This is a genomic window from Thermanaerothrix sp. (assembly GCF_056331585.1).
The window spans coordinates 22319-44093 of the sequence record NZ_JBWGPQ010000016.1 but is presented as its reverse complement, the minus strand read 5'-3'; the positions used below and the strand labels follow the sequence as shown (position 1 = coordinate 44093).

25 protein-coding genes and 1 pseudogene are annotated in these 21775 nt (G+C 48.7%); 17 read left to right on the top strand and 9 right to left on the bottom strand.

Annotated elements, in window-relative coordinates:
* Position 1: 1 nt before the first annotated feature.
* Positions 2–283, bottom strand: coding sequence for a metal-sensitive transcriptional regulator (locus tag AC01YT_RS07505; RefSeq protein ID WP_476674157.1), 282 nt, complete (start codon positions 281–283; stop codon positions 2–4).
* Between the two features lie 218 nt (positions 284–501).
* On the opposite strand from AC01YT_RS07505, the gene AC01YT_RS07500 reads away from it, so the two are divergent.
* Genes AC01YT_RS07500 through folK form a run of 4 tightly spaced genes read left to right on the top strand, consistent with a single transcriptional unit; the run spans position 502 to position 3362 of the window.
* A complete protein-coding gene (locus AC01YT_RS07500) occupies positions 502–1020 on the top strand; it encodes a TlpA family protein disulfide reductase (protein WP_476674155.1) in 519 nt (172 codons plus the stop codon).
* A 15-nt stretch (positions 1021–1035) separates the two neighbouring features.
* Positions 1036–1770, top strand: a complete 735-nt coding sequence (locus tag AC01YT_RS07495; protein ID WP_476674153.1) for a prolipoprotein diacylglyceryl transferase — start codon at positions 1036–1038, stop codon at positions 1768–1770.
* 3 nt (positions 1771–1773) lie between these two features.
* Positions 1774–2499 carry an SDR family oxidoreductase gene (locus tag AC01YT_RS07490; RefSeq protein ID WP_476674151.1) on the top strand — a complete coding sequence of 242 codons (726 nt, stop codon included), beginning with the start codon at positions 1774–1776 and terminating at the stop codon, positions 2497–2499.
* 11 nt (positions 2500–2510) lie between these two features.
* Positions 2511–3362 (top strand): 2-amino-4-hydroxy-6-hydroxymethyldihydropteridine diphosphokinase, encoded by an 852-nt coding sequence (gene folK / locus AC01YT_RS07485; protein ID WP_476674149.1) that lies wholly within the window; start codon positions 2511–2513, stop codon positions 3360–3362.
* On the opposite strand, the gene folE is transcribed toward folK, so the two are convergent.
* From folE to fni, 3 genes are read right to left on the bottom strand one after another with little or no spacing between them, the layout of a single operon-like run.
* A complete protein-coding gene (gene folE, locus AC01YT_RS07480; protein WP_476674185.1) occupies positions 3359–3985 on the bottom strand; it encodes a GTP cyclohydrolase I FolE in 627 nt (208 codons plus the stop codon). The genes folK and folE overlap by 4 nt on opposite strands.
* Positions 3986–4029: 44 nt before the next feature.
* Positions 4030–5049 carry a polyprenyl synthetase family protein gene (locus AC01YT_RS07475; protein ID WP_476674147.1) on the bottom strand — a complete coding sequence of 340 codons (1020 nt, stop codon included), beginning with the start codon at positions 5047–5049 and terminating at the stop codon, positions 4030–4032.
* Entirely contained in the window at positions 5046–6086 is a 1041-nt protein-coding gene (gene fni / locus AC01YT_RS07470; RefSeq protein ID WP_476674146.1) for a type 2 isopentenyl-diphosphate Delta-isomerase, read from the bottom strand. Before fni ends, AC01YT_RS07475 begins: the two co-directional genes overlap by 4 nt.
* 197 nt (positions 6087–6283) lie before the next feature.
* Between fni and acpP the strand changes: the two genes are divergently transcribed.
* Entirely contained in the window at positions 6284–6523 is a 240-nt protein-coding gene (acpP, locus tag AC01YT_RS07465; RefSeq protein ID WP_315623332.1) for an acyl carrier protein, read from the top strand.
* 64 nt (positions 6524–6587) lie between these two features.
* Here the strand turns inward: acpP and sucD are convergent, their stop codons facing one another.
* From sucD to AC01YT_RS07445, 4 genes are all read right to left on the bottom strand, one after another.
* Entirely contained in the window at positions 6588–7466 is an 879-nt protein-coding gene (gene sucD / locus AC01YT_RS07460; protein ID WP_476674145.1) for a succinate--CoA ligase subunit alpha, read from the bottom strand.
* The gene (gene sucC / locus AC01YT_RS07455; RefSeq protein WP_476674144.1) at positions 7450–8607 is read right to left on the bottom strand and encodes an ADP-forming succinate--CoA ligase subunit beta; all 1158 of its coding nucleotides are present in this window, start codon (positions 8605–8607) and stop codon (positions 7450–7452) included. The genes sucD and sucC overlap by 17 nt, the downstream gene beginning before the upstream one ends.
* A gap of 128 nt (positions 8608–8735) precedes the next feature.
* A complete protein-coding gene (locus AC01YT_RS07450; protein ID WP_476674143.1) occupies positions 8736–9770 on the bottom strand; it encodes an SPFH domain-containing protein in 1035 nt (344 codons plus the stop codon).
* A 42-nt stretch (positions 9771–9812) separates the two neighbouring features.
* Positions 9813–10355, bottom strand: a complete 543-nt coding sequence (locus tag AC01YT_RS07445; protein WP_476674141.1) for a hypothetical protein — start codon at positions 10353–10355, stop codon at positions 9813–9815.
* 203 nt (positions 10356–10558) lie between these two features.
* Here AC01YT_RS07445 and AC01YT_RS07440 point away from each other — a divergent pair, with 203 nt between their 5' ends.
* From AC01YT_RS07440 to AC01YT_RS07385, 12 genes and pseudogenes are all read left to right on the top strand, one after another.
* Positions 10559–10705 (top strand): Flp family type IVb pilin, encoded by a 147-nt coding sequence (locus AC01YT_RS07440; protein ID WP_476674183.1) that lies wholly within the window; start codon positions 10559–10561, stop codon positions 10703–10705.
* 190 nt (positions 10706–10895) lie between these two features.
* A complete protein-coding gene (locus AC01YT_RS07435; protein WP_476674139.1) occupies positions 10896–11042 on the top strand; it encodes a Flp family type IVb pilin in 147 nt (48 codons plus the stop codon).
* Between the two features lie 189 nt (positions 11043–11231).
* On the top strand, positions 11232–12323 hold the full coding sequence (gene cpaB, locus AC01YT_RS07430; RefSeq protein ID WP_476674137.1) for a Flp pilus assembly protein CpaB: 1092 nt from the start codon (positions 11232–11234) through the stop codon (positions 12321–12323).
* A 36-nt stretch (positions 12324–12359) separates the two neighbouring features.
* A complete protein-coding gene (locus tag AC01YT_RS07425; protein ID WP_476674135.1) occupies positions 12360–13601 on the top strand; it encodes a CpaE/TadZ family protein in 1242 nt (413 codons plus the stop codon).
* Positions 13602–13604: 3 nt separating this feature from the next.
* Complete coding sequence (locus tag AC01YT_RS07420; protein WP_476674133.1) at positions 13605–15002, top strand: CpaF family protein; 1398 nt, start codon at positions 13605–13607, stop codon at positions 15000–15002.
* 31 nt (positions 15003–15033) lie between these two features.
* Positions 15034–16002: a type II secretion system F family protein gene (locus AC01YT_RS07415; RefSeq protein ID WP_476674131.1), complete on the top strand. Its 969-nt coding sequence runs from the start codon at positions 15034–15036 to the stop codon at positions 16000–16002.
* Between the two features lie 19 nt (positions 16003–16021).
* A complete protein-coding gene (locus tag AC01YT_RS07410) occupies positions 16022–16972 on the top strand; it encodes a type II secretion system F family protein (RefSeq protein WP_315623314.1) in 951 nt (316 codons plus the stop codon).
* An 11-nt stretch (positions 16973–16983) separates the two neighbouring features.
* Positions 16984–17208 (top strand): annotated as a pseudogene (locus AC01YT_RS07405) (double zinc ribbon domain-containing protein); the annotation flags it as partial.
* A gap of 21 nt (positions 17209–17229) precedes the next feature.
* Positions 17230–17748 carry a ComF family protein gene (locus tag AC01YT_RS07400; RefSeq protein WP_476674181.1) on the top strand — a complete coding sequence of 173 codons (519 nt, stop codon included), beginning with the start codon at positions 17230–17232 and terminating at the stop codon, positions 17746–17748.
* A 59-nt stretch (positions 17749–17807) separates the two neighbouring features.
* Positions 17808–18383: a ribosome hibernation-promoting factor, HPF/YfiA family gene (gene hpf, locus AC01YT_RS07395; RefSeq protein WP_476674128.1), complete on the top strand. Its 576-nt coding sequence runs from the start codon at positions 17808–17810 to the stop codon at positions 18381–18383.
* A gap of 130 nt (positions 18384–18513) precedes the next feature.
* On the top strand, positions 18514–19077 hold the full coding sequence (gene efp / locus AC01YT_RS07390) for an elongation factor P (RefSeq protein ID WP_476674126.1): 564 nt from the start codon (positions 18514–18516) through the stop codon (positions 19075–19077).
* A 364-nt stretch (positions 19078–19441) separates the two neighbouring features.
* Entirely contained in the window at positions 19442–20662 is a 1221-nt protein-coding gene (locus AC01YT_RS07385) for a DinB family protein (RefSeq protein ID WP_476674124.1), read from the top strand.
* On the opposite strand, the gene AC01YT_RS07380 is transcribed toward AC01YT_RS07385, so the two are convergent.
* Positions 20659–21597, bottom strand: a complete 939-nt coding sequence (locus AC01YT_RS07380; protein WP_476674122.1) for a hypothetical protein — start codon at positions 21595–21597, stop codon at positions 20659–20661. The two genes, AC01YT_RS07385 and AC01YT_RS07380, sit on opposite strands and share 4 nt — an antisense overlap.
* Between the last annotated feature and the right edge of the window lie 178 nt (positions 21598–21775).

Here is a 21775-nt window from a genome sequence, read left to right as displayed (position 1 = left end):
TTTACCTCCGTTGGGAAAGGTTAGTAGTGTTAAAGACCTCAATAATTTCTTTCAGAACGCGCTCCCGTTCCTGAGGATCTTCGCCCTGAATGGCCGAAATAACACAGGAATGAAGGTGATCTTCCAAAATCATCGCGCTCACCTTATCCAAAGCAGCCTGCACCGCCTGAATTTGACGAATGATATCAATGCAATAAACACCTTCTTCCACCATGCGCTGAATTCCACGCAAGTGACCCTCGGCAGTTTTTAACCGGGCGATAACATCTGGGTTGCGCATCATACTTCATTCTTACCCCCTCCCCAGTGGGAGGGGGATACTATATTTTACCACATTACTCCAAATTTTCAAGACCCCAAGTTCTGAAACTCGTATCACCTCTTATAATTAATTCTCATTTGTAAACATATAAACTAATGCCGAACCTTCGCCTTGACATTCCCATAATTTACTCATAGCATTGTATTATGTTAAGTCGTCTACAAAAGCAGTGGAGATTGATGAGGGTTGGTACTGCACTTCTAAGCCTGCTGTGGCTGGGCTTCTCAACCTACTGGTTTCCTCCTCATAGCGACCGGTACATGGCGCCTAAAACCGGATTTATTGCCCCCTATTTCGAACTCACCACACTCAACGGAGAAACTCTTGATCTTGCCCAAATCAAAGCCCAGGTTATTATCCTAAACTTTTGGGCTACCTGGTGCCCGCCCTGCCGCGCCGAAATGCCCACATTCGAGCGCCTCAGTCATGAATTTGAGCCAGACCAGGTACTCTTTATCGGCGTTAATGCGACTTTCCAGGACAATCTCTCCGACATCCATCAATTTATGCGAGAGAACAACATTACTTTCCCCGTTGTGCTCGATTTTGATGGAAAGGTGAGCCGCACTTACCAAATTCAAGCCTTTCCCACAACGTTCTTATTAGAGCGTGACAAGAGCATTCGTAGTGTGATGATCGGCGGTCCTGTTTCAGCCGCCTGGCTGCGCTCCGAAATTGAGCAAATCCTGAACCATTAGTAATGAGTTGCCTTAATGTTTCCGGTCCTCCATGTCGGTCCCCTTTCAATCAATACGTCTATTGTGATCCTTCTTGCTGGTCTGTGGATAGCGCTTTGGGTGGGAGAAAAGCAAAACCTAACCCTCTTGCACTCTTCCTCTCCTTACGAAACCCTGGTGTTGACAGCACTACTCGCAGGCATTATCGGTGCTCGCTTGGGTTATGCGGCTCAACACATCTCTGCTTTTATTAGTGATCCCCTTGCCCTAATAACTCCGTCCCCAATTATGCTTGATCTTCCTGCAGGGATTTTGGCCGCCTTCCTGGCAGGGCTGGTTTACGGCTACCGCCACAGCCTGAAATTCTGGAAAACACTCGATCAACTAACGGCTCCTGCCGCAGTTTTTGTCAGCACCATTCATCTCGCTAACTTGGCTTCAGGCAACGCTTATGGTGCCCCCACCCAACTACCTTGGTGTGTTCATCTTTGGAGTGAGTGTCGTCATCCTACTCAAGTCTATGCCTTTATTTTGGCTCTGGGCATTGTAATTTTTATTTTGTACACAGCGCGTTACAACTTCCCCGCAGGGTTTCAATTCTGGGTTTTTATTGGGTTGAGCGCCTTAGCCCGGTTGATTATCGAACCATTTCGAGGTGACTCGGTGATTTTATTAGGAATCTTCCGTCAGGCTCAAATCATCGCTTGGGTGGTCCTGCTCATTAGCCTGTTTCAGATCTCCAAACGAATTAAACTCATTCCCAAGGAGTAATCCATGCACCTTTTGGGTAAAACTTTCCTGGTCACGGGGGCGGCGCGTCGTTTAGGTCGGGTCTTCGCCCTGGCTATCGCCAAAGAAGGAGGGAACATTATTATCCATCATGGACATTCGCCTGCCGAAGCACACGAGGTGGCTGAACTCGCCCGACAAATGGGGGTTAAAGCCTGGGTGCTTGAGGGTGATCTTTCCAATCCCGCCAACGCAGAAACGCTCCTCGACCAAGCCTGGAGATTGGCGCCTCTTGACGGACTGGTGAATAATGCCGCCATTTTCGAACCTCGCAATCTCTGGGAGACGGACCTGGAAACTTGGCAACGCCACTTGAATATCAACCTAACCGTCCCCTTTCTTCTCAGCCGTCATTTTGCGATGCTTCTCCCCACATCCCAAAGTGGCCGCATTATCAATATCCTCGATTGGCGTGCTTTGAGACCGGGAAGCGACCATTTTGCCTACACTATCAGCAAGGCAGCACTGGCGGCGCTAACGCGTAGTTTGGCATTGGCTTTAGCCCCGCGTATCGTGGTCAACGGAATAGCCTTGGGAGCCATCCTCCCCCCTAGCGATGGTCATATGGAGGAAGATTTGCTTCACTCTGTCCCCGCCCAACGCTGGGCTTCCATAGAGGAAGTAGAGCAAACTCTCATTTTTTTCCTAAGCGCCCCAATGTATATCACTGGCGAGATCATTCATCTTGATGGTGGGCGTCATCTTGTCTAAGGAGTGAGTCTATGGACGTTACTTTCATCCAAGATTTGTTAGTTCGCGGTGTCATTGGTATTAGTGACCGTGAGCGCTCGCAACCTCAAGACATCCTCATAAACCTAGTATTATTTGGGGATGTTAGCAAAGCCGCCCAAACAGACCGCATCGAAGACTGCATCAACTATCGAACCATTGCCAAGAAAATCACGGCTTACGTTGAGCGCGCCGAGCGCTGCACCGTTGAAGCCCTCGCTGCTGATATTGCGCGTTTATCCTTGGAAGAGCCCAATGTTATAGGCGTGCGGGTGAGGGTCGAAAAACCAGGCGCCGTCCGTTTTGCCCGGTCCGTGGGGGTAGAAATCGAGCGTTTTCGGGATTCAAAAACTACCCCAGCCATGCATCAGGCTTATATCCTCTTAGGCAGTAACATCGAGCCTGAGGTCAATATCGCTGCAGCCATTCACCGTCTGAAGGAATCCTGTGTCATTAACGCCATTTCCAGTATTTGGGATACCGAGGCTGTGGGCTCGCCCGGTCCGCGCTTTTTAAATGCTGTTGTTTGGCTCTCAACCCCCCTCGATTTGGAAGCCTTAAAAAAACAAATCCTGGCGCCTATTGAACAAGCTTTGGGACGGGTTCGAACACCCGATAAGAACGCTCCCCGCACTATAGATTTAGATGTTCTTATCTTTGATGATCGAGTCCTGGATAGTAATATTTGGCAACGCGATTTTATCGCGCTGCCGATGGCAGAATTACGTCCAGATCTCAGCCGTTCCACCAACAGCGAAAGCCTGGCAGAAATCGCCCAGCGGCTTCGTTCAACCTCCTCTGCTTTTGTACGCAGCGATTTGCAACATCTGAGTCGTTTGCGTTAAATATGAAGGGGTTCGGCACTGCGCGAGATATTATCCAAAAACTCCATCCGCGTTGCCATGCTCGTGCGAAATGCGCCCAGCATGGTGGAAGTCGTCATTCGCGAGTTGTGCTTTTTGACACCCCGAATCATTGCGCACATATGAATAGCCTCGACAACTACTGCGACCCCCATAGGGTGCAAAACCTCATTTATGAAGTCCGCGATTTGGCGCGTCATGCGCTCCTGAACCTGTAACCGCCGCGCAAACATGTCCACAACTCGCGGAATCTTGGAAAGACCGATCACCTTGCCCTTGGGGATATACGCCACATGAGCGCGGCCGATAAAAGGCAACATGTGATGCTCGCATAAACTATAAAACTCTATATCCCGTACTACGACCATTTCGTCATAATTGACATCAAAGATGGCATCATTAATCAGTTCAACCGGATCTATACGGTAACCAGCGAGCAATTCCTCATACATTTTTGCTACCCGTTCAGGGGTCCGCAGCAAGCCTTGGCGATTTGGATCTTCACCAAAAGCGATTAACATCTGGCGCACACTTTCTTGAATGGATTGTGCATCAATTCCATTACCATCTAAAAGGTCGGCTGCGGCATAGACATCAGCGTTCATCATAAATTTTCCTCCTTATCTTACATTTTACGATCTAAAAAGTATTATTGCTGACGACTCAGCAAAGAATGTGTCAACTCCCTCAGGGCAACCATAACCTCGTTCTCTAACTCAGTTCTTTCCAGCCATTTCAAAGCTTCATGAGTAAGTCTATCGGCTTCGAGTTCCGTTTGATGTTGAACACCTTCTTCAATTAACCATTGAGCCAGTACAGAGGCTTCATGGGGTTGAATTTGTCCTTCTCGCCAGCGCTGAGCAAAGCGCCCATTACGAGCCAAGCCCAACACAACCGGAAGAGTCTTTTTCCCGCTCACCAAATCGCTCTCAGTGGACTTTCCGGTCAGTGCCGCACTGCCCCAAATTCCCAGCCAATCATCCACAACCTGGAAACACAAGCCCAAAGCATTTCCATAACTTGCAAAGGCATGTTGCACGGATTCTTCCGCACCTCCAATCAGCGCGCCTAAATGAGCACATGTTTGGATCAACGCCGCCGTCTTTCCGGCAATCATGGTCCAATAGTGTTCAAATGAGATTTCGCGATCCTGTTCAAAGGCAATATCAAGATGCTGTCCCCCGGTTAGTCGCAAGCAGGTTTCAATAAACAGGGCTTGGGAACGAAAATACTCGTTTGGGCTTAGAATTTGTTGTAATCTGGACAAGGCCATAAAGGCTGCTGCAAACATGGCATCACCGGCATTGATGGCTTGCGCCTCACCCCATCGGGCCCAAACTGTCGCGCGACCACGCCGCATGGGACTTCGATCTTCAATATCATCATGGATGAGGGAAAAGTTATGTAGCAGTTCAACCGCTGCCGCCGCTGGTAGAGCCTTTTCCCAATCCCCACCCACCGCCTCGGTTACCAAGAGCAACAACATGGGACGGAGGCGTTTTCCCTGTGCCGCCTGACCCGCACCTTCTCCTTCCCATCCCATGTGATAGCGTAATATCGCCGCCATACCAGGATAGTCTTTTAGGATTGGATAATCTAGGATCTCTTGTAACAAAGCCTCTAACTGGGGACGATAGCGTGAGAAGAAGGGTGTAAATGTACTCATCATGAAAACCCTTTTTTGATCAGAGGTGTAGAACGAAGGGCTGAAATCGTGGACGCCCCAACCCCAAACATCGCGATACGTAATGCCAGCAGGATTTCTTCCACCAAGCCCATTAACTCATCCAAGGAATGCGCTGCTGCCTTTAGGAAAGGGCCCGCCATGCCAACCAGAGAAGCGCCCAATGCAATACATTTTGCCACATCGAGTCCGTGACGAATGCCACCTGAAGCGATCAAAGGAAGTTCGGGCACAACATTGCGCACCATGGTCAAAGCCTGGGCTGTGGGAATGCCCCAATCACGAAACAAGGCTGCCACCCGGGCGCGTCGCTCGTCTGACATGCGGTACATCTCAACCTGCGACCACGAGGTTCCCCCAGCCCCCGCAACATCAATCGCCGCCACGCCAACATCAGCCAGGCGCCGAGCTACCCGGGCAGAGATACCCCATCCCACCTCTTTCACCACCACTGGTACCCCTACTTCCTTACAGACGATCTCTATCTTTTTTAACAGGCCGCTAAACCGCGTGTTGCCCTCTAGCTGGAGTGCCTCCTGAAGCGGATTAAGGTGCAAAATCAAGGCATCCGCCTCAATCATCTCAACCGCCCTGCGGCAATCCTCGGAAGTGAAACCATAATTAAGTTGCACCGCACCCAAATTGGCAAACAAGAGAATGGAAGGCGCAACACGCCGAACCCGAAAAGTCTCGACACTCTCAGGATGCTGAAACGCTGTTCTTTGGGAGCCCACGCCCATCGCCAAACCGAAACGTTCCGCTACCTCAGCCAGGCGCAAATTTATCACCTCGGCTTCGGAGGTGCCTCCAGTCATGGATGAGATTAAGAGCGGTGCCCCCAGAGGTTTCCCCAAAAATTCGCTTCTTAAGTCTATAGTTTCAAAATCCAGTTCGGGCAAGGCCAAATGCTCAAACGTATAGGCATCCAAACCATTGTTCAAGCCCGATTGGACATCCTTTTCAAGGTTGATCCGTATATGGTCAGTTTTTCGGGGTTGTAATTCAGGATCATGTCCCTGCATATTCACCTACCAGAGAGTGTGTGTTTGAGTATACCAAAGGAAAGGGGGTAGGGAACACATCCCGCTTAGGCAAAGATTGTACATCCAGACCAGGTTCTCCCTCCCTTTTTATTGGGGTAGGAGGTAGGGACAATTATCTTGACACCTTCTAATCCCGAATTACAATTACTGCAACCTTAGAGACCCGGGAGGTTGCAATGAGCGATGTATTTGAAGAGGTCAAAGCGGTGATCGCTGATGTATTGAAAATTGATCCCAGCGAAATCACTCCCGAGACGCGCATCATCGAAGACCTCAAAGCCGATTCCATGGACCAATTCTTCCTAATTGATGGTCTCAGCCAAAAGTTCGATTTGGCCATCTCGGATGAAGATGCACGGCAAATCAAGACCGTGGCCGATGCCGTGCGTTATATCGAGACTCACAAAAAGCAATAAGCAAAATGGCACGGAAGCAGAACCATTTCTTCCGTGCCTAGCCTCCTTCATCCCAAAGATCACATTATTTTCCTAAATAAGGCGCAACCAACTCGGCCACCTGTTCGGGATGTTGGGTGATACGTACTCCCGCTGCCTCTAACGCAGCAATTTTTCGATCCGCTGTACCTGATCCGCCTTCGATAATCGCTCCTGCATGTCCCATGCGCTTACCGGGCGGGGCAGTGCGACCAGCAACAAACCCTATCACAGGCTTAGTAACATGGCGGGCGATATACTCCGCGGCGCGTTCCTCATCGTTGCCCCCAATTTCCCCAATTAACACTATCGCTTCCGTGTAAGGGTCGGCTTCAAACAATGACAAAATATCAATAAAATCCGTCCCACGCACAGGATCACCGCCGATACCCACACACGTGCTCACCCCCACACCTTTCATTTTCAAAGCATAGAGCACTTCGTAGGTCAATGTACCCGAACGCGAAACCACCCCTACGCTTCCCGGTAATGCAATATTACCGGGAATAATCCCCACTTTGGATTCACCCGGAGTCAGTGCACCAGGGCAATTCGGTCCAATCAAACACACCTGTTTTTGCTCCAAATAGCGTGTTACACGCATCATATCTTGGATTGGAATGCCCTCGGTAATGCAGAAAATAAGGCCGATCCCAGCATCAGCTGCTTCAAAAATGGCATCTGGCGCAAAGCGAGCCGGTACAAAAATCACGCTTACATCGGCTCCTGTTGCCTCTACGGCGACTTTGACCGAGTCAAATACGGGAATTTTGCCATCTAACACCCACTCCCCACCTTTACCCGGCGTAACTCCTGCCACCACATTCGTTCCATAAGAAAACATTTGCTGAGTATGAAAGGACCCCTCATGCCCTGTAATGCCTTGGACCAAAACCCGAGATTTTCGGTTAATCAAGATGCTCATAAATCAAATCTCCTTTGCTAACGGCTACGGCTTTTTGGGCGGCTTCCACCAAGGTTTCCGCAGTGATCATACGGGCATCTGCGAGCATCCTGCGCCCTTCTTCTGCATTGGTACCGACTAAACGTATCACCATGGGTACCCCTGGCTTGACCTCTGATAAAGCACTCAGGATACCTCGTGCTACTTCGTCACAACGGGTAATTCCACCAAAAATATTGATGAGCACTACCTTAACCTTTGGATCTGAAAGGATAATACGCAATGCCGCTGCCACTTTATCCGCACCAGCCCCTCCGCCTATATCCAAAAAATTGGCCGGCTCTCCCCCATGTAGTTTGATGATATCCATGGTTGCCATGGCTAGGCCAGCGCCATTGACCATGCACCCAATCTCCCCTTCAAGTTTGATATAAGAAAGGCCGTATTTACGGGCTTCAACTTCTGCTGGCGCCTCTACATCAGGGTCACGCATCTCAGCCAAGTCGGGATGGCGGAAAAGCGCATTATCATCGATGCTCATCTTCCCGTCCAAGGCTAACATGCGCTTATCTGCAGTAATGACTAAAGGGTTGATCTCCACCAGGGTTGCATCATGAGCGGTATACACTCGCCATAAACCCTCCGCAATTCCGCTAAAGGTCTTCCAATACTCCCGCGGCAGATCCATGGCTACGGCAATGTCGCGAGATTGGTAATCGCGTAATCCGATTAAAGGGTCAATGTGCACCTTAATTATTTTTTCTGGAGAACGGCGGGCAATTTCTTCGATATCCACCCCTCCCTCCGCCGAAGCCATCATGATCGGGCACCGCCTTGTTCGGTCGTTCGTGATTCCTAGATAAAGTTCGCGTTCAATACTTACCGCCTCATCAACCAATACTTTGCGCACTGGTAAACCCTTGATCTCCATCCCCAAAATCAGCGTCGCCAGTTCCTCCGCCTCTTCCGGGGATCGCGCCAATCGAATTCCACCTGCTTTACCCCGTCCTCCTATCAATACCTGGGATTTAATGACTACCTTTCCACCCAATTCCTCAGCAATATGCTTGACCTCAGTTGAGTTCAGCGCGACTTTACCTCTGGGAATAGGAATGCCAAAGCGTGCAAAGATCTGCTTGGATTGATACTCGTGTAGATTCATAGATCCATTGACCCCATTAAGCATGAATTGACGAGCCCATTATATCCTCATCTTTCCCAAATGCTAATTAGCCCGGCAAAAAAAAACGCATTGCCAGGTTATATCTTATAGACTCAGAAGGCAACCAATCACCCTTTGAGAAAATCTTCCAAGGCCTGGCGGCTGATCCGATAGGCATTACCGATCTTTTTCGCCTTTAGTTCTCCCGACTGAATCGCAGCCAAAACATCCTCTTCCGAGACGCGCAGTATCGTTGCCGCCTCTGCTGGGGTCATCACTTCGGGGATCCCGGTAGCCTTCCCCCCCTCTCCACTGCTTTTTCCGGCGCCCTGAAGGGATTGTGAAATCACATTACCCAAACCCACTCCGGCTCCAATGCCGGCTGTTAACCCCGCGCCACCACTTGGGTTTTGTGCGGCATCCCGCAGGGCATCTGCAGCCTGTAATTGCGTGTAAGTTTGCAGGTCCAACACTCCCATTGCTCGTAAATCTTCTGCCGACTTTTCAGAGGGTTTCAGATTAGCAATATAAAATGTCTTGAGGGTTAGACCCAGGGCAGAAAAATCATCTTGAGCCTTGGCCCTAACGCCGGCACCAATCTCCTCGGTTAATCCGATTAAATCGGTAACCGGACGTTTAGCCGCAGTTTCGCCCAGCAAATCCTGCAATTTAGAGAGAAGAATCGCGCGCAAACGATCCTCAATATCCGACATGCGATAAACCTTCTGTGCCCCTACGACTTGGGTTATAAACTGCTGAGCATCTCTTACCTGGAATGAGTAGGTACCAAACCCCTGAAGAAGCGCCACCCCCAACCCCATGCCCGGATTGCGCACTAGAATCGGTTGGGGTGTGCCCCACTTTCGATCCACAAATTCACGCATGGAAACAAAATAGACCTCAGCGGTGAACGGGGTGCGGTTATTAAACGCCTTCCCCAGGAAATCAATTAGCAAAGGGATGTTTGCGGTGGTTATCGTATGCCGCCCTGGACCGAAGGAGTCCAAAGCCCGCCCATCACGGAAGAACACTGCGCGTTGTGATTCGCGCACAATGACCTGTGATCCTATGCGCAGATCAGCCACCCCTTCTTCCGGAAATCGATGCACGATTTCATCCACCATTTCGCTGGGATATTCAACGACATCAAATATTCTTGCCATCTGATTTCTCCTTCTTGCGTTCTTTTAAGCAATTGGATGAACCTATTGGGTGGATTCCGATGTTGCAGGGGAAATCCCCATCAAAACTTCGGTCCGTTTCTCAAAAGCATCCAGACACGATTGTGCCACAGCGATAAGATGACGCACAGCTGCCCCCAATCCCTCGCCGCCAATAGATGCCTCAACATGATCAAGTGCACGCGCAACCTCGTCCTCCAAGTTCACCAACGCCAAATCATAGGTGTATACCCGTTCCAAGTCCTCGGGGCGAATGCGCACCGCATCGAAGAACCCGGTATAGCCATAGGCCGCTGTTTTGAGCCGATCAATGAATTGGCGAAGTTTCAATGAGGCCTGCTCAATATCGTCCACCAGTTCCAATTCTCCCTCCCCTAACAACGCCCGCTGAACAGCAGAGACCCGTTGCCACAGCGCTTCGAAGCGGTTTGCAAGGGCCTCGCGCAGCATCTTATCAGCCACTCTGCGTTGAGCCCGTTCTACATAACCGGAGAAACCCGGAATACGGCTCAACAATTGGTTGAAAATGTTTTGATCACCCTTAACGCGATCATAAATATCACTCATCTGGCCTCCTTTGCCTTGATCTCACTCATAGGACTTCATTATCATTTTGATTATAGGTCTAAAAGATTGGAGAGACAATTGCTTTTATTTAAAAACTTTCCAGATTTTCAGAATTATGCTCTAAAAATTTGCAACAGGTGACCTTATTTGTAGTATTTATAGTACTCCACATGTTCACTTTTCGCGAAAGGAGGTGAACCGCGATATTGTTTGCACCTAAAGAGAAGGGCCAGGGTCTGGTCGAATACGCATTGATCCTTGTTCTGGTTGCAGTCGTTGTTATTGTCGTCCTTGCTCTCCTCGGCCCCGCCATCGGTAACGTCTTCAGCCAAATTATGCAGAGCATCTAAAAACCATCAAGTTTCAGCAGAATCTCCACATAATAACAGGCACAAGAAAAACAACTGGGCAGGCCTATAGAGGGATGTGTTCTGCAGATAACTTTGTAAGCATTCTGTAAAGTCACCCCCTTTGTTTTTAAGGAGCAAATTTATATAATATAGTCAAGACCATTCATAAACCGAAAGGAGGTGAACCGCAATGTTGTTTGCACCTAAAGAGAAGGGCCAGGGTCTGGTCGAATACGCATTGATCCTTGTTCTGGTTGCAGTCGTTGTTATTGTCGTCCTTGCTCTCCTCGGCCCCGCCATCGGTAACGTCTTCAGCAAAATTATGCAGAGCATCTAAATACACCGCCACTCGTTGCACGAACACGAAATAGACCCTGCCAAGCAGGGTCTATTTCGTGAATAACGACAATGAACTAACAATTTTGAAGAGATACTTTTCTATTCCTTTTGCCTTATAATAGTGTTATCTATGTATCGTTGTATCTTCTCAGCCCCTCACTTTTCAAGAATTGGGAGGTAATAAAAGATGGCCGGTCGAAGTAGGCGAGGTGGTCTCTTAATTATTATAGTGGCACTCATTCTTCTTTTATTGGTCGGAGCCGCATACCTGTGGCTTCAAATGCAAGGTGGCTTGTCAGGGCAGGCTCAACCCTTACCTACTCAAGCCCCCCAAGACCTTGTAGATATTGTTGTGACCACACAATTCATTGCGCGAGGATCAGAGATCGTCGAAGGCGCAGTAACGACGATCCCTTATCCACGCGATAAACTTGTTGCCGGCACTTTCATCACCGATCTTCAATCCGTTTACGGTAAACGTGCTAAATATGACTTAGAACGAGGCATCCCCCTTACCCCTGGTGTCCTCTTGGAACCCGGCGCCGGCTCGGTGGTCTCGTTTGATATACCCAAAGAATATGTTGCACTATCCGTACCCATCTCAAGCCTCACATCAGTTTCTTACGCCCTTCAACCTGGCGACCACGTTATGGTCATTGGATGTATGTTGCTAGTAGATGTGGATCAACAATTTCAATCTAAACTCCCCAACAAGCTTCCTCAGGTCATTAAGCCGGGGTTGGTTAATGAACCCGAGTCGTTAACCCCTGGCTTCCTAGACAGTGCTGTTTTAACCGACCAAGGACGCGCGGAATTTGATCCCACCCTTAATCAACCACTCTATGCCGTTCCATCTGAACCACAACGCCCCCGCTTAGTCTGCCAAACCATAATTCAAGATGCTGTTGTGCTAAGGATGGGAATGTTTTCTCAAGAGGCCTCAAGCGTCGCCCAGCAACCCGCCCCAACCCCTCAACCTGGAGAAACCGCTTCAACGACAACTACCACAACAGCTCCCAGTGTTGTGACCCTCGTCGTCAGCCCCGAGGATGCTGTGATTTTGAATTTTATGATGTTAGAAGGGATCAAGATCAATCTGGCCCTCCGCAACCCAACCGACACCAAGCCGATTGTCACCGATGCAGTAACCCTTCAATATCTGATGGACCAGAAAAATATCCCCCTGCCGGCCAAATTGCCTTATGCAGTTGAGCCACGGGTGGACCATTTAGAATTTCCTCAATTGCAAAGCCAGGCCACCCCTACACCAATGCCATAAAGCAACTCTAAATTGGCGCTCTATTTAGGAGCATTCATGGCAAGCACTGATAAGATCAAAGTTATTATCGTCGACGATATCCTAGAAACAAGGGAAACGATTCGGCGCGCGCTTCAGCTCGAACCCAGTGTCGAAATCGTCGGAGTGGCTAGAAATGGTCAAGAAGCTATCGAATTGGTTTATGAAAGCCGCCCCGATGTAGTGATTATGGACATCAACATGCCAGACATGGACGGCATTACAGCCACAGAAGCCATTCGCCGAAAAGTTCCATATACCCAAGTGGTGATTCTCTCGGTGCAAAATGACCCCGGATATATGCGGCGCGCCATGCTGGCCGGTGCGCGCGATTTTCTCTCTAAGCCACCAGATATTGACGAGTTAATAGCGGCGGTAAAACGCGCCGGGGCTATGGCGTTGGAAGAAAAACGTAGCACTATCTTAACCGGAACAGAAAGTGGAACAAGTAGCAGTGGGCTTGGCGGTACTTCAAAGGGGAAAATCATCGCCATCTACGGACCAAAAGGGGGGACTGGTAAAACGATCCTTGCGACGAACCTCGCAATTGCCTTTCAGATTCAAGGCCATAAGTCCATATTAGTAGATGGAGATCTTCAATTTGGAGATATTGCCGTTATTCTTAATGAGCGTGGCAAGAACAGCGTCGTAGATCTAGCCATTCGCGCCAATGAACTAGATGCTGAGGTGGTTGAAGGCGTTGTTGTTACCCACCGTGAGACCAAGCTCTCTATTTTGGTGGCTCCTTCCAAACCGGAGATGGCCCTCCAGGTAAATGGAGAGCAATTTGCCACACTGCTTCAATTCTTGACCACCCTGTATCGCTTTGTGATAGTAGATACATCCTCCTACCTTAGCGACACGACCCAGGCAATTCTAGATACCGCTGATTACATCGTGCTGATTACGACTCAAGAGTTGCCCTCACTCAAGAACGTTAGTCTGTTTCTCACTTTAGCGGACGCTTCAAACATTCAGCGAGATCGCATTATCCTGATTCTCAACCGATACGATAAACGGATAAATCTCGACGCCGAAAGAATTAATAACAGCCTCAAACACCCCGTAGAGGTTGTCATCCCCCTTGATGAACGTACCGTTATTCAATCCATCCTGAAAGGACGACCCTTCGTGTTAGAAGACCGGTCAAGTGCTCTCTCAAAAGCCATCCTAAGTTTAGCCGAGCTCATTCCACGCAAAATTGCACAGCACGAGACATCCCAAGAGCGTGAAACTGTTGGTAAAAAATGGGGAGTATAAGCCATGTCTCTATTAAAGCGTTTATCTGGTGAAGCCTCAACGCCCAATAATCACCAAGATGGTGGAGCGGGGGTGTTGCGTTCCCCCTCTACCCCTGTCAAACGAGTCCCTACTCCCGTGCAACCCACGGGAACCGATACCTATCAAGACTTAAAAAGCCGGGTTCAGGCTAAACTTCTCTCCACGCTTGATCCTTCTATGGACGTTACCAAAGTCACTGAGGTGCGGCGGACAATTCAGGAATTATTCGAACAAATTCTGAATGAAGAAAATATTGTCCTCTCGCGCCCAGAGCGCGCTAGAATGTACGAGCAGATTGTTGCGGAGATATTGGGATTTGGCCCGCTTCAACCCCTCCTTGAGGATGATACTATTACAGAAATCATGGTAAACGGGGCACGTAACATCTATGTTGAGCGACGTGGAAAGATCCAGCGTGTTCCACTCTCCTTTGAGAACAACGATCATGTGATGCGCATTATTGAACGTATCGTTGCACCACTTGGGCGGCGGGTGGATGAGTCCTCACCCTACGTAGATGCCCGCCTTCCCGATGGCTCGCGGGTCAACATCGTTATTCCCCCCATCTCTCTGGTTGGGCCAGTTATAACCATCCGCAAGTTTGCCCGCAATCCTATCACCGTTGATCAACTTATTCAATTCGGCTCTATAACTCCCGAGGCGATCCAATTTTTAGATGCATGTGTCAAAGCACGAATTAATATCGTGATCTCAGGAGGTACCGGTTCTGGTAAAACCACTCTACTCAATGTTCTCTCTGGCTTTATTCCCCCCGATGAACGGATTATCACTATTGAGAACGCAGCCGAATTGCAATTGCGCCAGGAGCATGTTGTTACTCTTGAGTCAAGACCGCCCAATATCGAAGGACGTGGTGAGATCACCATTCGGCAATTGGTGATTAACGCTCTCCGTATGCGACCTGATCGCATTATCGTAGGTGAGATTCGCGACGAAGCCGCCTTGGATATGTTACAAGCAATGAACACCGGTCATGATGGCTCTATGACCACCTGTCACTCCAACAGCCCACGTGATACCTTGGCGCGCATTGAAACGATGACCATGATGGCCGGTATGGATCTTCCCAGTCGAGCTATTCGTGAGCAAATTGCGTCAGCAATTGATTTGGTTATCCATCAAGAACGCATGCGCGATGGTACACGCAAAGTGGTAAGCATCTCCGAAATTACGGGTATGGAAGGCGAAGTGATCACCATGACTGATCTCTTTGTCTTCGAGCAAACCGGTTACGAAAACGGTAAGGTTATAGGACGTTTACGCCCAACTGGCTTACGTCCAAAGTTTATGGAAAAGATTGAATCTGCCGGGATCCACCTGCCACCCTCGATTTTTGGAATGATGGAACGGCGCCGGTAGAAATGATCATTCGGTTTTAGGATAAGGAACTATGATCGAGCCACTTGTAGTTTTGATGATCGGGGGAGGGCTAGCATTTCTCCTCTTGCTCATAGGAATTGTTGTTTCAATCACCAGTGAACGTGCACTGGTTGAGCAGCGCTTAGGGCGCTATGTGGAACTTCAACGCGTCCAACCCCTGAGCGAGAAAGAAAGAACACGCCCTTTGGTTGATTGGCTAAATCGCCAAGTTGAACGCACATCCTATGGAGACCGTCTCTCACGCGAACTGGCTCGCGCGGATCTCAAACTTAAATCCGGGGAATATATCCTGATCATCATAGTCTGCACTGCTCTTATGGGGTTAATTTTCTGGAATATTGGTGATCGCTCGATTGTTATGGCGATTCTTGGCGCCATAATTGGTAGTCAGATTCCTCGGTTCTATGTTAAGACACAACAGCGTAAGCGACTGATCAAATTCAACGAACAACTTCCGGATATGTTAAATCTCATGGTAAACGGTTTACGCGCAGGTTTTTCCACCCTTCAAGCCATGGAGTCAGTTAGTCGCGAAATGCCCAGCCCTATTTCAGACGAGTTTCGACGCGTCGTCCAAGAGATTCAGTTAGGCGTTCCGATGGATCGCGCATTGAATAACCTGCTTCAACGCATTCCTAGCGACGATTTAGATCTAGTGATCACAGCTATGAACGTTCAGCGAGAAGTTGGAGGTAATTTAGCCGAAATCTTAGACTCTATCTCATTCACTATTCGCGAACGTGTTCGCATAAAAGGTGAGATTCGAGTTTTAACCACTCAGGTAATGTATTCGGGGCGATTTCTTGCATTGCTACCCATTATTCTGATCGCCGTTCTTTATTTGATAAATCGCCCTTATATTATGGAATTCTTTAAAGCCGAAAATTTCCCTTGTGGATTGATCGCACTTGGAGTAGCCCTTTTTCTAATCGTTACAGGTTATTTCGTAATGAACAAATTAGGGAACATCGAGGTGTGATCGATCTCGGAGGTGAAGTATGGGTTTGGTGATTGCGCTGTTTGTGTTTATTATTGTGGGTGTCATCATCTTAACGGTCATTGGGTTACGTAACCCCGAATTAGCCAGCGAACGCGCTCTCCAAGCCCGCCTTGAAGAGTTCAGCCGCACCGGAGAACCGGTAGATTTGCGCAAACTAGAACTCTCTCAACCTTTCACAGAACGCGTTATCTTCCCTCTTGCGCGAAAATTAGGCGAGTTTGCGTCCCGCTTTACACCCGCTAATATTATTCAAAATTACAATAAGCGTCTAGAATTGGCTGGCGTTACCGGCTTTTGGGATGGTGGTCTCATCCTAGTATCTCAAGGGCTGCTTGCCGTTGTGTTTGGCGGTTTGATATTTCTTCTCTTCACGCTCGGACCCAACCGCCAACCGCTTGGAACTGCTCTCCTCTTCTCTTTTGTCTTTGCCCTATTGGGTTTTGTTTTCCCTATCATGCTGCTCTCCAGCCGTATCTCTCGCCGACAACGCGAGATTCGCAAGGCTATGCCTGACGCATTAGACCTCTTGACCATCTGTGTAGAAGCCGGATTAGGATTCGATGCTGCTATGCAAAAAGTGAGCGAAAAATGGCAAAGCGAACTCTCACTAGCGTTTGCCCGCGCCATTCAGGAAATTCAATTAGGAAAAACACGCCGAGAAGCTCTGCGTACCATGGCTGAGCGTATCGGAATTCCTGAGATGACTTCGTTCGTTGCCGCCGTGATACAAAGTGAAATGTTAGGTGTAAGTCTGGCAAAAGTTCTACGCATTCAGTCCGAGCAAATGCGAATCCGACGCCGACAACGCGCAGAGGAAGAAGCGCACAAAGCCCCATTGAAAATGCTTATCCCAATGGCTCTATTAATCTTTCCATCACTAATGATCGTGCTACTTACCCCCGCGGCTTTGCGTTTAATGCATTCCGCTTTGGCCGGCATCTTCCGCTAAGCGAATCAATTTTGAAAACAGAAAGCCTATCATTTCCTATAACTCTTACCCTATCCCGCGCGTTTTGGAGCGTAATAGATTGGGTTTTCCCACCCGTGTGTGTGGGGTGCGGTACCTCAGGATATCGTCTTTGTCCTGAGTGCCGCGAACAAATTAAAACCATTGACCTTAATCAGGTTTGTTCTTGGTGCGGTATCCCTTATGCCCCCACTGATCCATTTTCAGATACGATATGCCCTGCATGTCGGGAAACCTCCGTGCCAATTCCCCCAATCCGCTCATGGGCGATATATCAGGGACCATTGCGTAAAGCGATCCACGGGCTAAAATACCATCGCAACTTAGCCCTAGGTGACTACTTTGCTCCAGCATTGATTCAGGTACTCGCAGCACAAAATTGGAATATTGATCTCATTATTCCCGTGCCCCTCAGCCCCAATCGCCGACGTCAGCGCGGCTATAACCAGGCTGAAATTCTGGCCTTCCCATTAGCGCTGATTATTCATAAACCCTTAATTTCACGTGCACTTATCAAACATCGCGAAACGCCTTCTCAGGTAGGGCGTTCCGCAAATGAACGCCAGGAGAATGTCAAAGATGCCTTCTTCGCCCATTCCAGATTTGTATCAGGTCGCAGCATTCTATTAGTAGACGATGTTGTCACCACTGGCGCAACAATGAGCGCATGTGCAGAAGCCTTGCTAAACGCGGGTGCCCATTCTGTTTACGGCCTTACTTTAGCACGCGCCTTATCGCATTCAGATGACCAACTTTAAGATATACTTGAATTAGGCCCCGAAAACACTGCGGGCGCAAAAACTTCGGAGGACGACTTATGAGCATGAATATTGAAATATTTACCCGCAATTTGGACTTGAACGACCGTATTAAGGAGTATGTTCATAAAAAGGTTTCCAAACTCGAGCGTTTGATTAATGAAGTTGAAGAAACGCGTGTTGATCTGGCTTATGTCAAATCGGCGCGCAATGCCGCAGATCGTCAGGTTGCCCAAATCACTTTACGCGGCCCGGGATTCATCCTGCGGGTTGAAGAACGTTCTGATGATCTTTTTGCTGCCATCGATGAGGCTATTGATAAAATGCAACGCCAAATTTCGCGCTATAAAGGTAAGCACTATCGTGGGCGCGGAGATGGTACACCCGCCTCAGCAGTAGCGGCAGTAGTATCACCCGCCGAGGCACAAGAGACTGAAGAAGAGGAAATGCCGATCATTGCTCGTCGCAAAACATTTACACTGGCTCCCATGGACGAAATGGAAGCCATTGAACAGATGAAACTCTTGGGACACGAGAACTTCTTTGTGTTTTATAACGCCAACACCAATGCTATCAACGTCCTTTATCGCAGAAGGGATGGCACATACGGGCTTATTGAGCCCCAAATAGGCTAAAATCCAAGAGTATCCCCCTCAATATTGAGGGGGAATTTTTTGCCACGCGTCAAAGTTCGACTTGCCAAGCCATAACCCATGCGCTATAATCCGCCCTGCAACTCTAACAGTCAAAGAAGGAGTTTTTATTATGATCGACGTCAGTGATCTCCGTAAAGGGGTAACCTTTGAACTTGATGGCAATCTGTATAAAGTGCTGGAATATCATCATCATAAACCCGGGCGAGGGAATGCCATTATCCGCATTAAGGCCCGTAACCTCCGCTCTGGGGCTACTATAGAGAAAACCTTTGTGTCCGGCGAACGGGTGCAGGATATTCGCCTGGACTATCATACGGCGCAATACCTATACAATGATGGAGACACGTACTATTTCATGGACACCGAAACTTTCGAGCAATACCCCATTCGTGCCGAGATCCTGGGTGAATCGGCTGGCTTTCTAAAAGAAAATCTGGAAGTGAAATTAACTTTCTACAATAATGAACCTTTAGACATTGAACTTCCTACTACTGTAGATCTTGAAGTCGTCCAGGCCGACGTTGCCGTCAAGGGAGATACGGCCACAGGTGTGACCAAAACCGTGACCGTTGAAACCGGCATGCAAATTCAGGTTCCGGCATTTGTTGAAGTCGGTGATATCATCCGCGTGGATACCCGAACCGGGGAGTATGTAACGCGCGTCCAAGCCTAAACCAAGTTTTGTTGCCCCAACCATGTGATTCTCATGCGCACCCCAGCCGGAACCGAATGCCCATTCTTTTATGGGAACTATTTTCGCGGTCGAACCCAGGAGGAATGTCGCCTTATCGGTGCGGCTCGTCCACCTAATCATTGGACACCTGCTTTATGCTCTACGTGTCCTGTTCCGCGGATCCTTCAGGCAAATGCTTGCCCCCATCTTATTCTTCGGGCACGTGTAGAGCGTCAGTGGCTGGGGTTGCGAAAGCAGGTCAAAGTAACCGCCTTCTGTCAGAAAGTTCAACATGGGGTCGCTCAACCCGAAATTGGTTGCGGCGAGTGCCACCCCTTACCTCCATCTTTCTTGAGCGCCACCGATGACTCTAACCATATTGATTGACCTGGATGACACCCTACTGATTAATAATGCCGAATTATTTCAAGAGTTTTACTTGAAGGCTCTGGCTGAACATCTTAAGCCATATGTTCCGCCAGAAAAAATGATATCTCAACTCTTATTCGCAACCCGTGCTATGTATAAAAAGAAGATCCCGCAGGAAACATTAAAAGAGACCTTCGATACCCATTTCTATCCTGCCCTTGGGGTCTCCCCTTCTACATTACAACCATTTATAGATAAATTTTATACGCAAATTTTCCCAACCCTAAGTCGTTACACCAAACCGCGCCCCGAAGCCGTCGACTTAATTCAAAGGGCTGTCTCCTATGGGCATCGAGTAGTTATTGCGACAAACCCCCTATTCCCTCGGGTTGCAATTTTAGAAAGGTTACGGTGGGCAAACCTATCACCCGACACCTATCCCTTCACTTTGATACCAGATTATGAAACATTTCACTACTGCAAGCCAAATCCCGCTTTTCTAGCCGAGATACTAGCGACATTACGCTGGCCCGAGGATCCTGCAGTAATGATCGGCAACAGTATAGAGGAAGACATCCTTCCTGCAGAGGCTCTTGGCTTACCTACCTACTGGGTCAACGAGAACTTTCAGCCCCTTACCTACCAAAAGCATCCTCTAAGTTCCCAAGGCTCTCTTTCTGGGGTTTGGGCCTGGTTAAGCACCATTGAAAACCACACTAGTGGAATCGAGTTAAAAACACCAGCCGCAATTCTAGCCGCCCTAGCAGCCACACCAGCCGCTATAGAAAACCTGACCCGTGACTTACCCCCTGCCCTCTGGATGGTTCGTCCTGCCCCGCAGGAATGGGCGGTGAATGAAATTATTTGTCATCTACGGGATGTAGATGCTGAAGTCAATTTGCCCCGCCTAAGGGCCATTTTATCCAGTGACAATCCTTTTATCGCCGGAATAGACACCGACAATTGGGCGGAAGCACGCAATTATCGCGCTCAGGATGGCACCGAGGCTCTCCATTCTTTTGCGGCTACACGAAAGACCATCCTTACCCAATTAGAGCCCCTCGCACCGAGCGATTGGCAACGGACAGCCCGTCATGCTATCTTTGGTCACACCTCCCTGCAAGAGCTCATGGGCTTTGTCGCAACTCATGACCAAACGCACCTTCGTCAAATTGGAAACACTATTGATCAAGCGCGCATAATCCCTTCAAGCTAACGCTCTGCCCTAGTTTCAGCATTGGCTCCAGAAGAGGTAGGGGGTGTTTCAACGCGAAACACATCCAGAATGCGGCGCACAATCTCGTAGACCACATTCTGCTTAAAGCCAGATATCCACGCTAGAACGTAAATTACAAAGGCCGAACGAATGTCTAAACCGGGTTCAACCCCCGCAGTAAGCGAGAAGAAGCCCGCCTGAATGACCAGAAAGATAAATCCACCTAACATCACTCCCAGTACCGGATTGGTGAGATACCACAATGCATATTGAGGATCAAAATCCTGCTCTTTCGCGATATGCTTCCACAACGCATAGAGCGCTCCAACAACCCCGCCTAGCCCTCCCCAAATTAGACTGCTTAACAAATGAACCAGGTTAACTTCTGTGATCGGGCTAGAATTGCGAATTATTTCATAGGTGGGTACTGTGTTGATCTGGATCAGTATCCAGACAAGTATAATGAACCAAATCACCTCATAGAAAAACAGAGGCATCCCAACCCCTCGCGAGGCTCTGACCATCCGCTCACGAAATGCTAAATGATACTCCACTTCGCTTAAAAGACGTTCCGCTTCTTCATAGTAGGAACTTCCCCGGCTAACCAGATTTTGGGCTTTTTCCAACAAATTGAGATAAGCCATTGCTTTTTCGGCATTGTTGAGTTCGGTTTTGATTTTGAGTCGCGCTTCCTCTGCTCGTTGGCTAAACATATGCGGGATTGCTGCCTGCCTTTCAGATTCCTCAGCGGTTGACGATTCCCCGAGCGAAGAATGAGGTGCTGGCGTTGCAGGTGGATTAGAATTATCAACCTCGGAAGCCACAGGGCTTTTTGGATTTTCTTCCGGGGTTACTGGATCCTTTACGGCCCCAGAAACAATATTAACAATACCTTCTGCCTCAGCCGCGTTTGATTTTGCCTCTTGATCAGACATTTTTTCCTCCTTATTCTGAGGATATTTTGAGTATATCCACGCCAATTGGGCTGTCAAGCAAGGAAAGGATTAAGAAGGCTGTACGAGCCACCAAGCAGTTTTTATTCATCCTGGTATCTTGGTGCTTAGATTGGTATAATTCCTCCCTAGAGAAAGCGACAAGAAAATTTACAGGTTA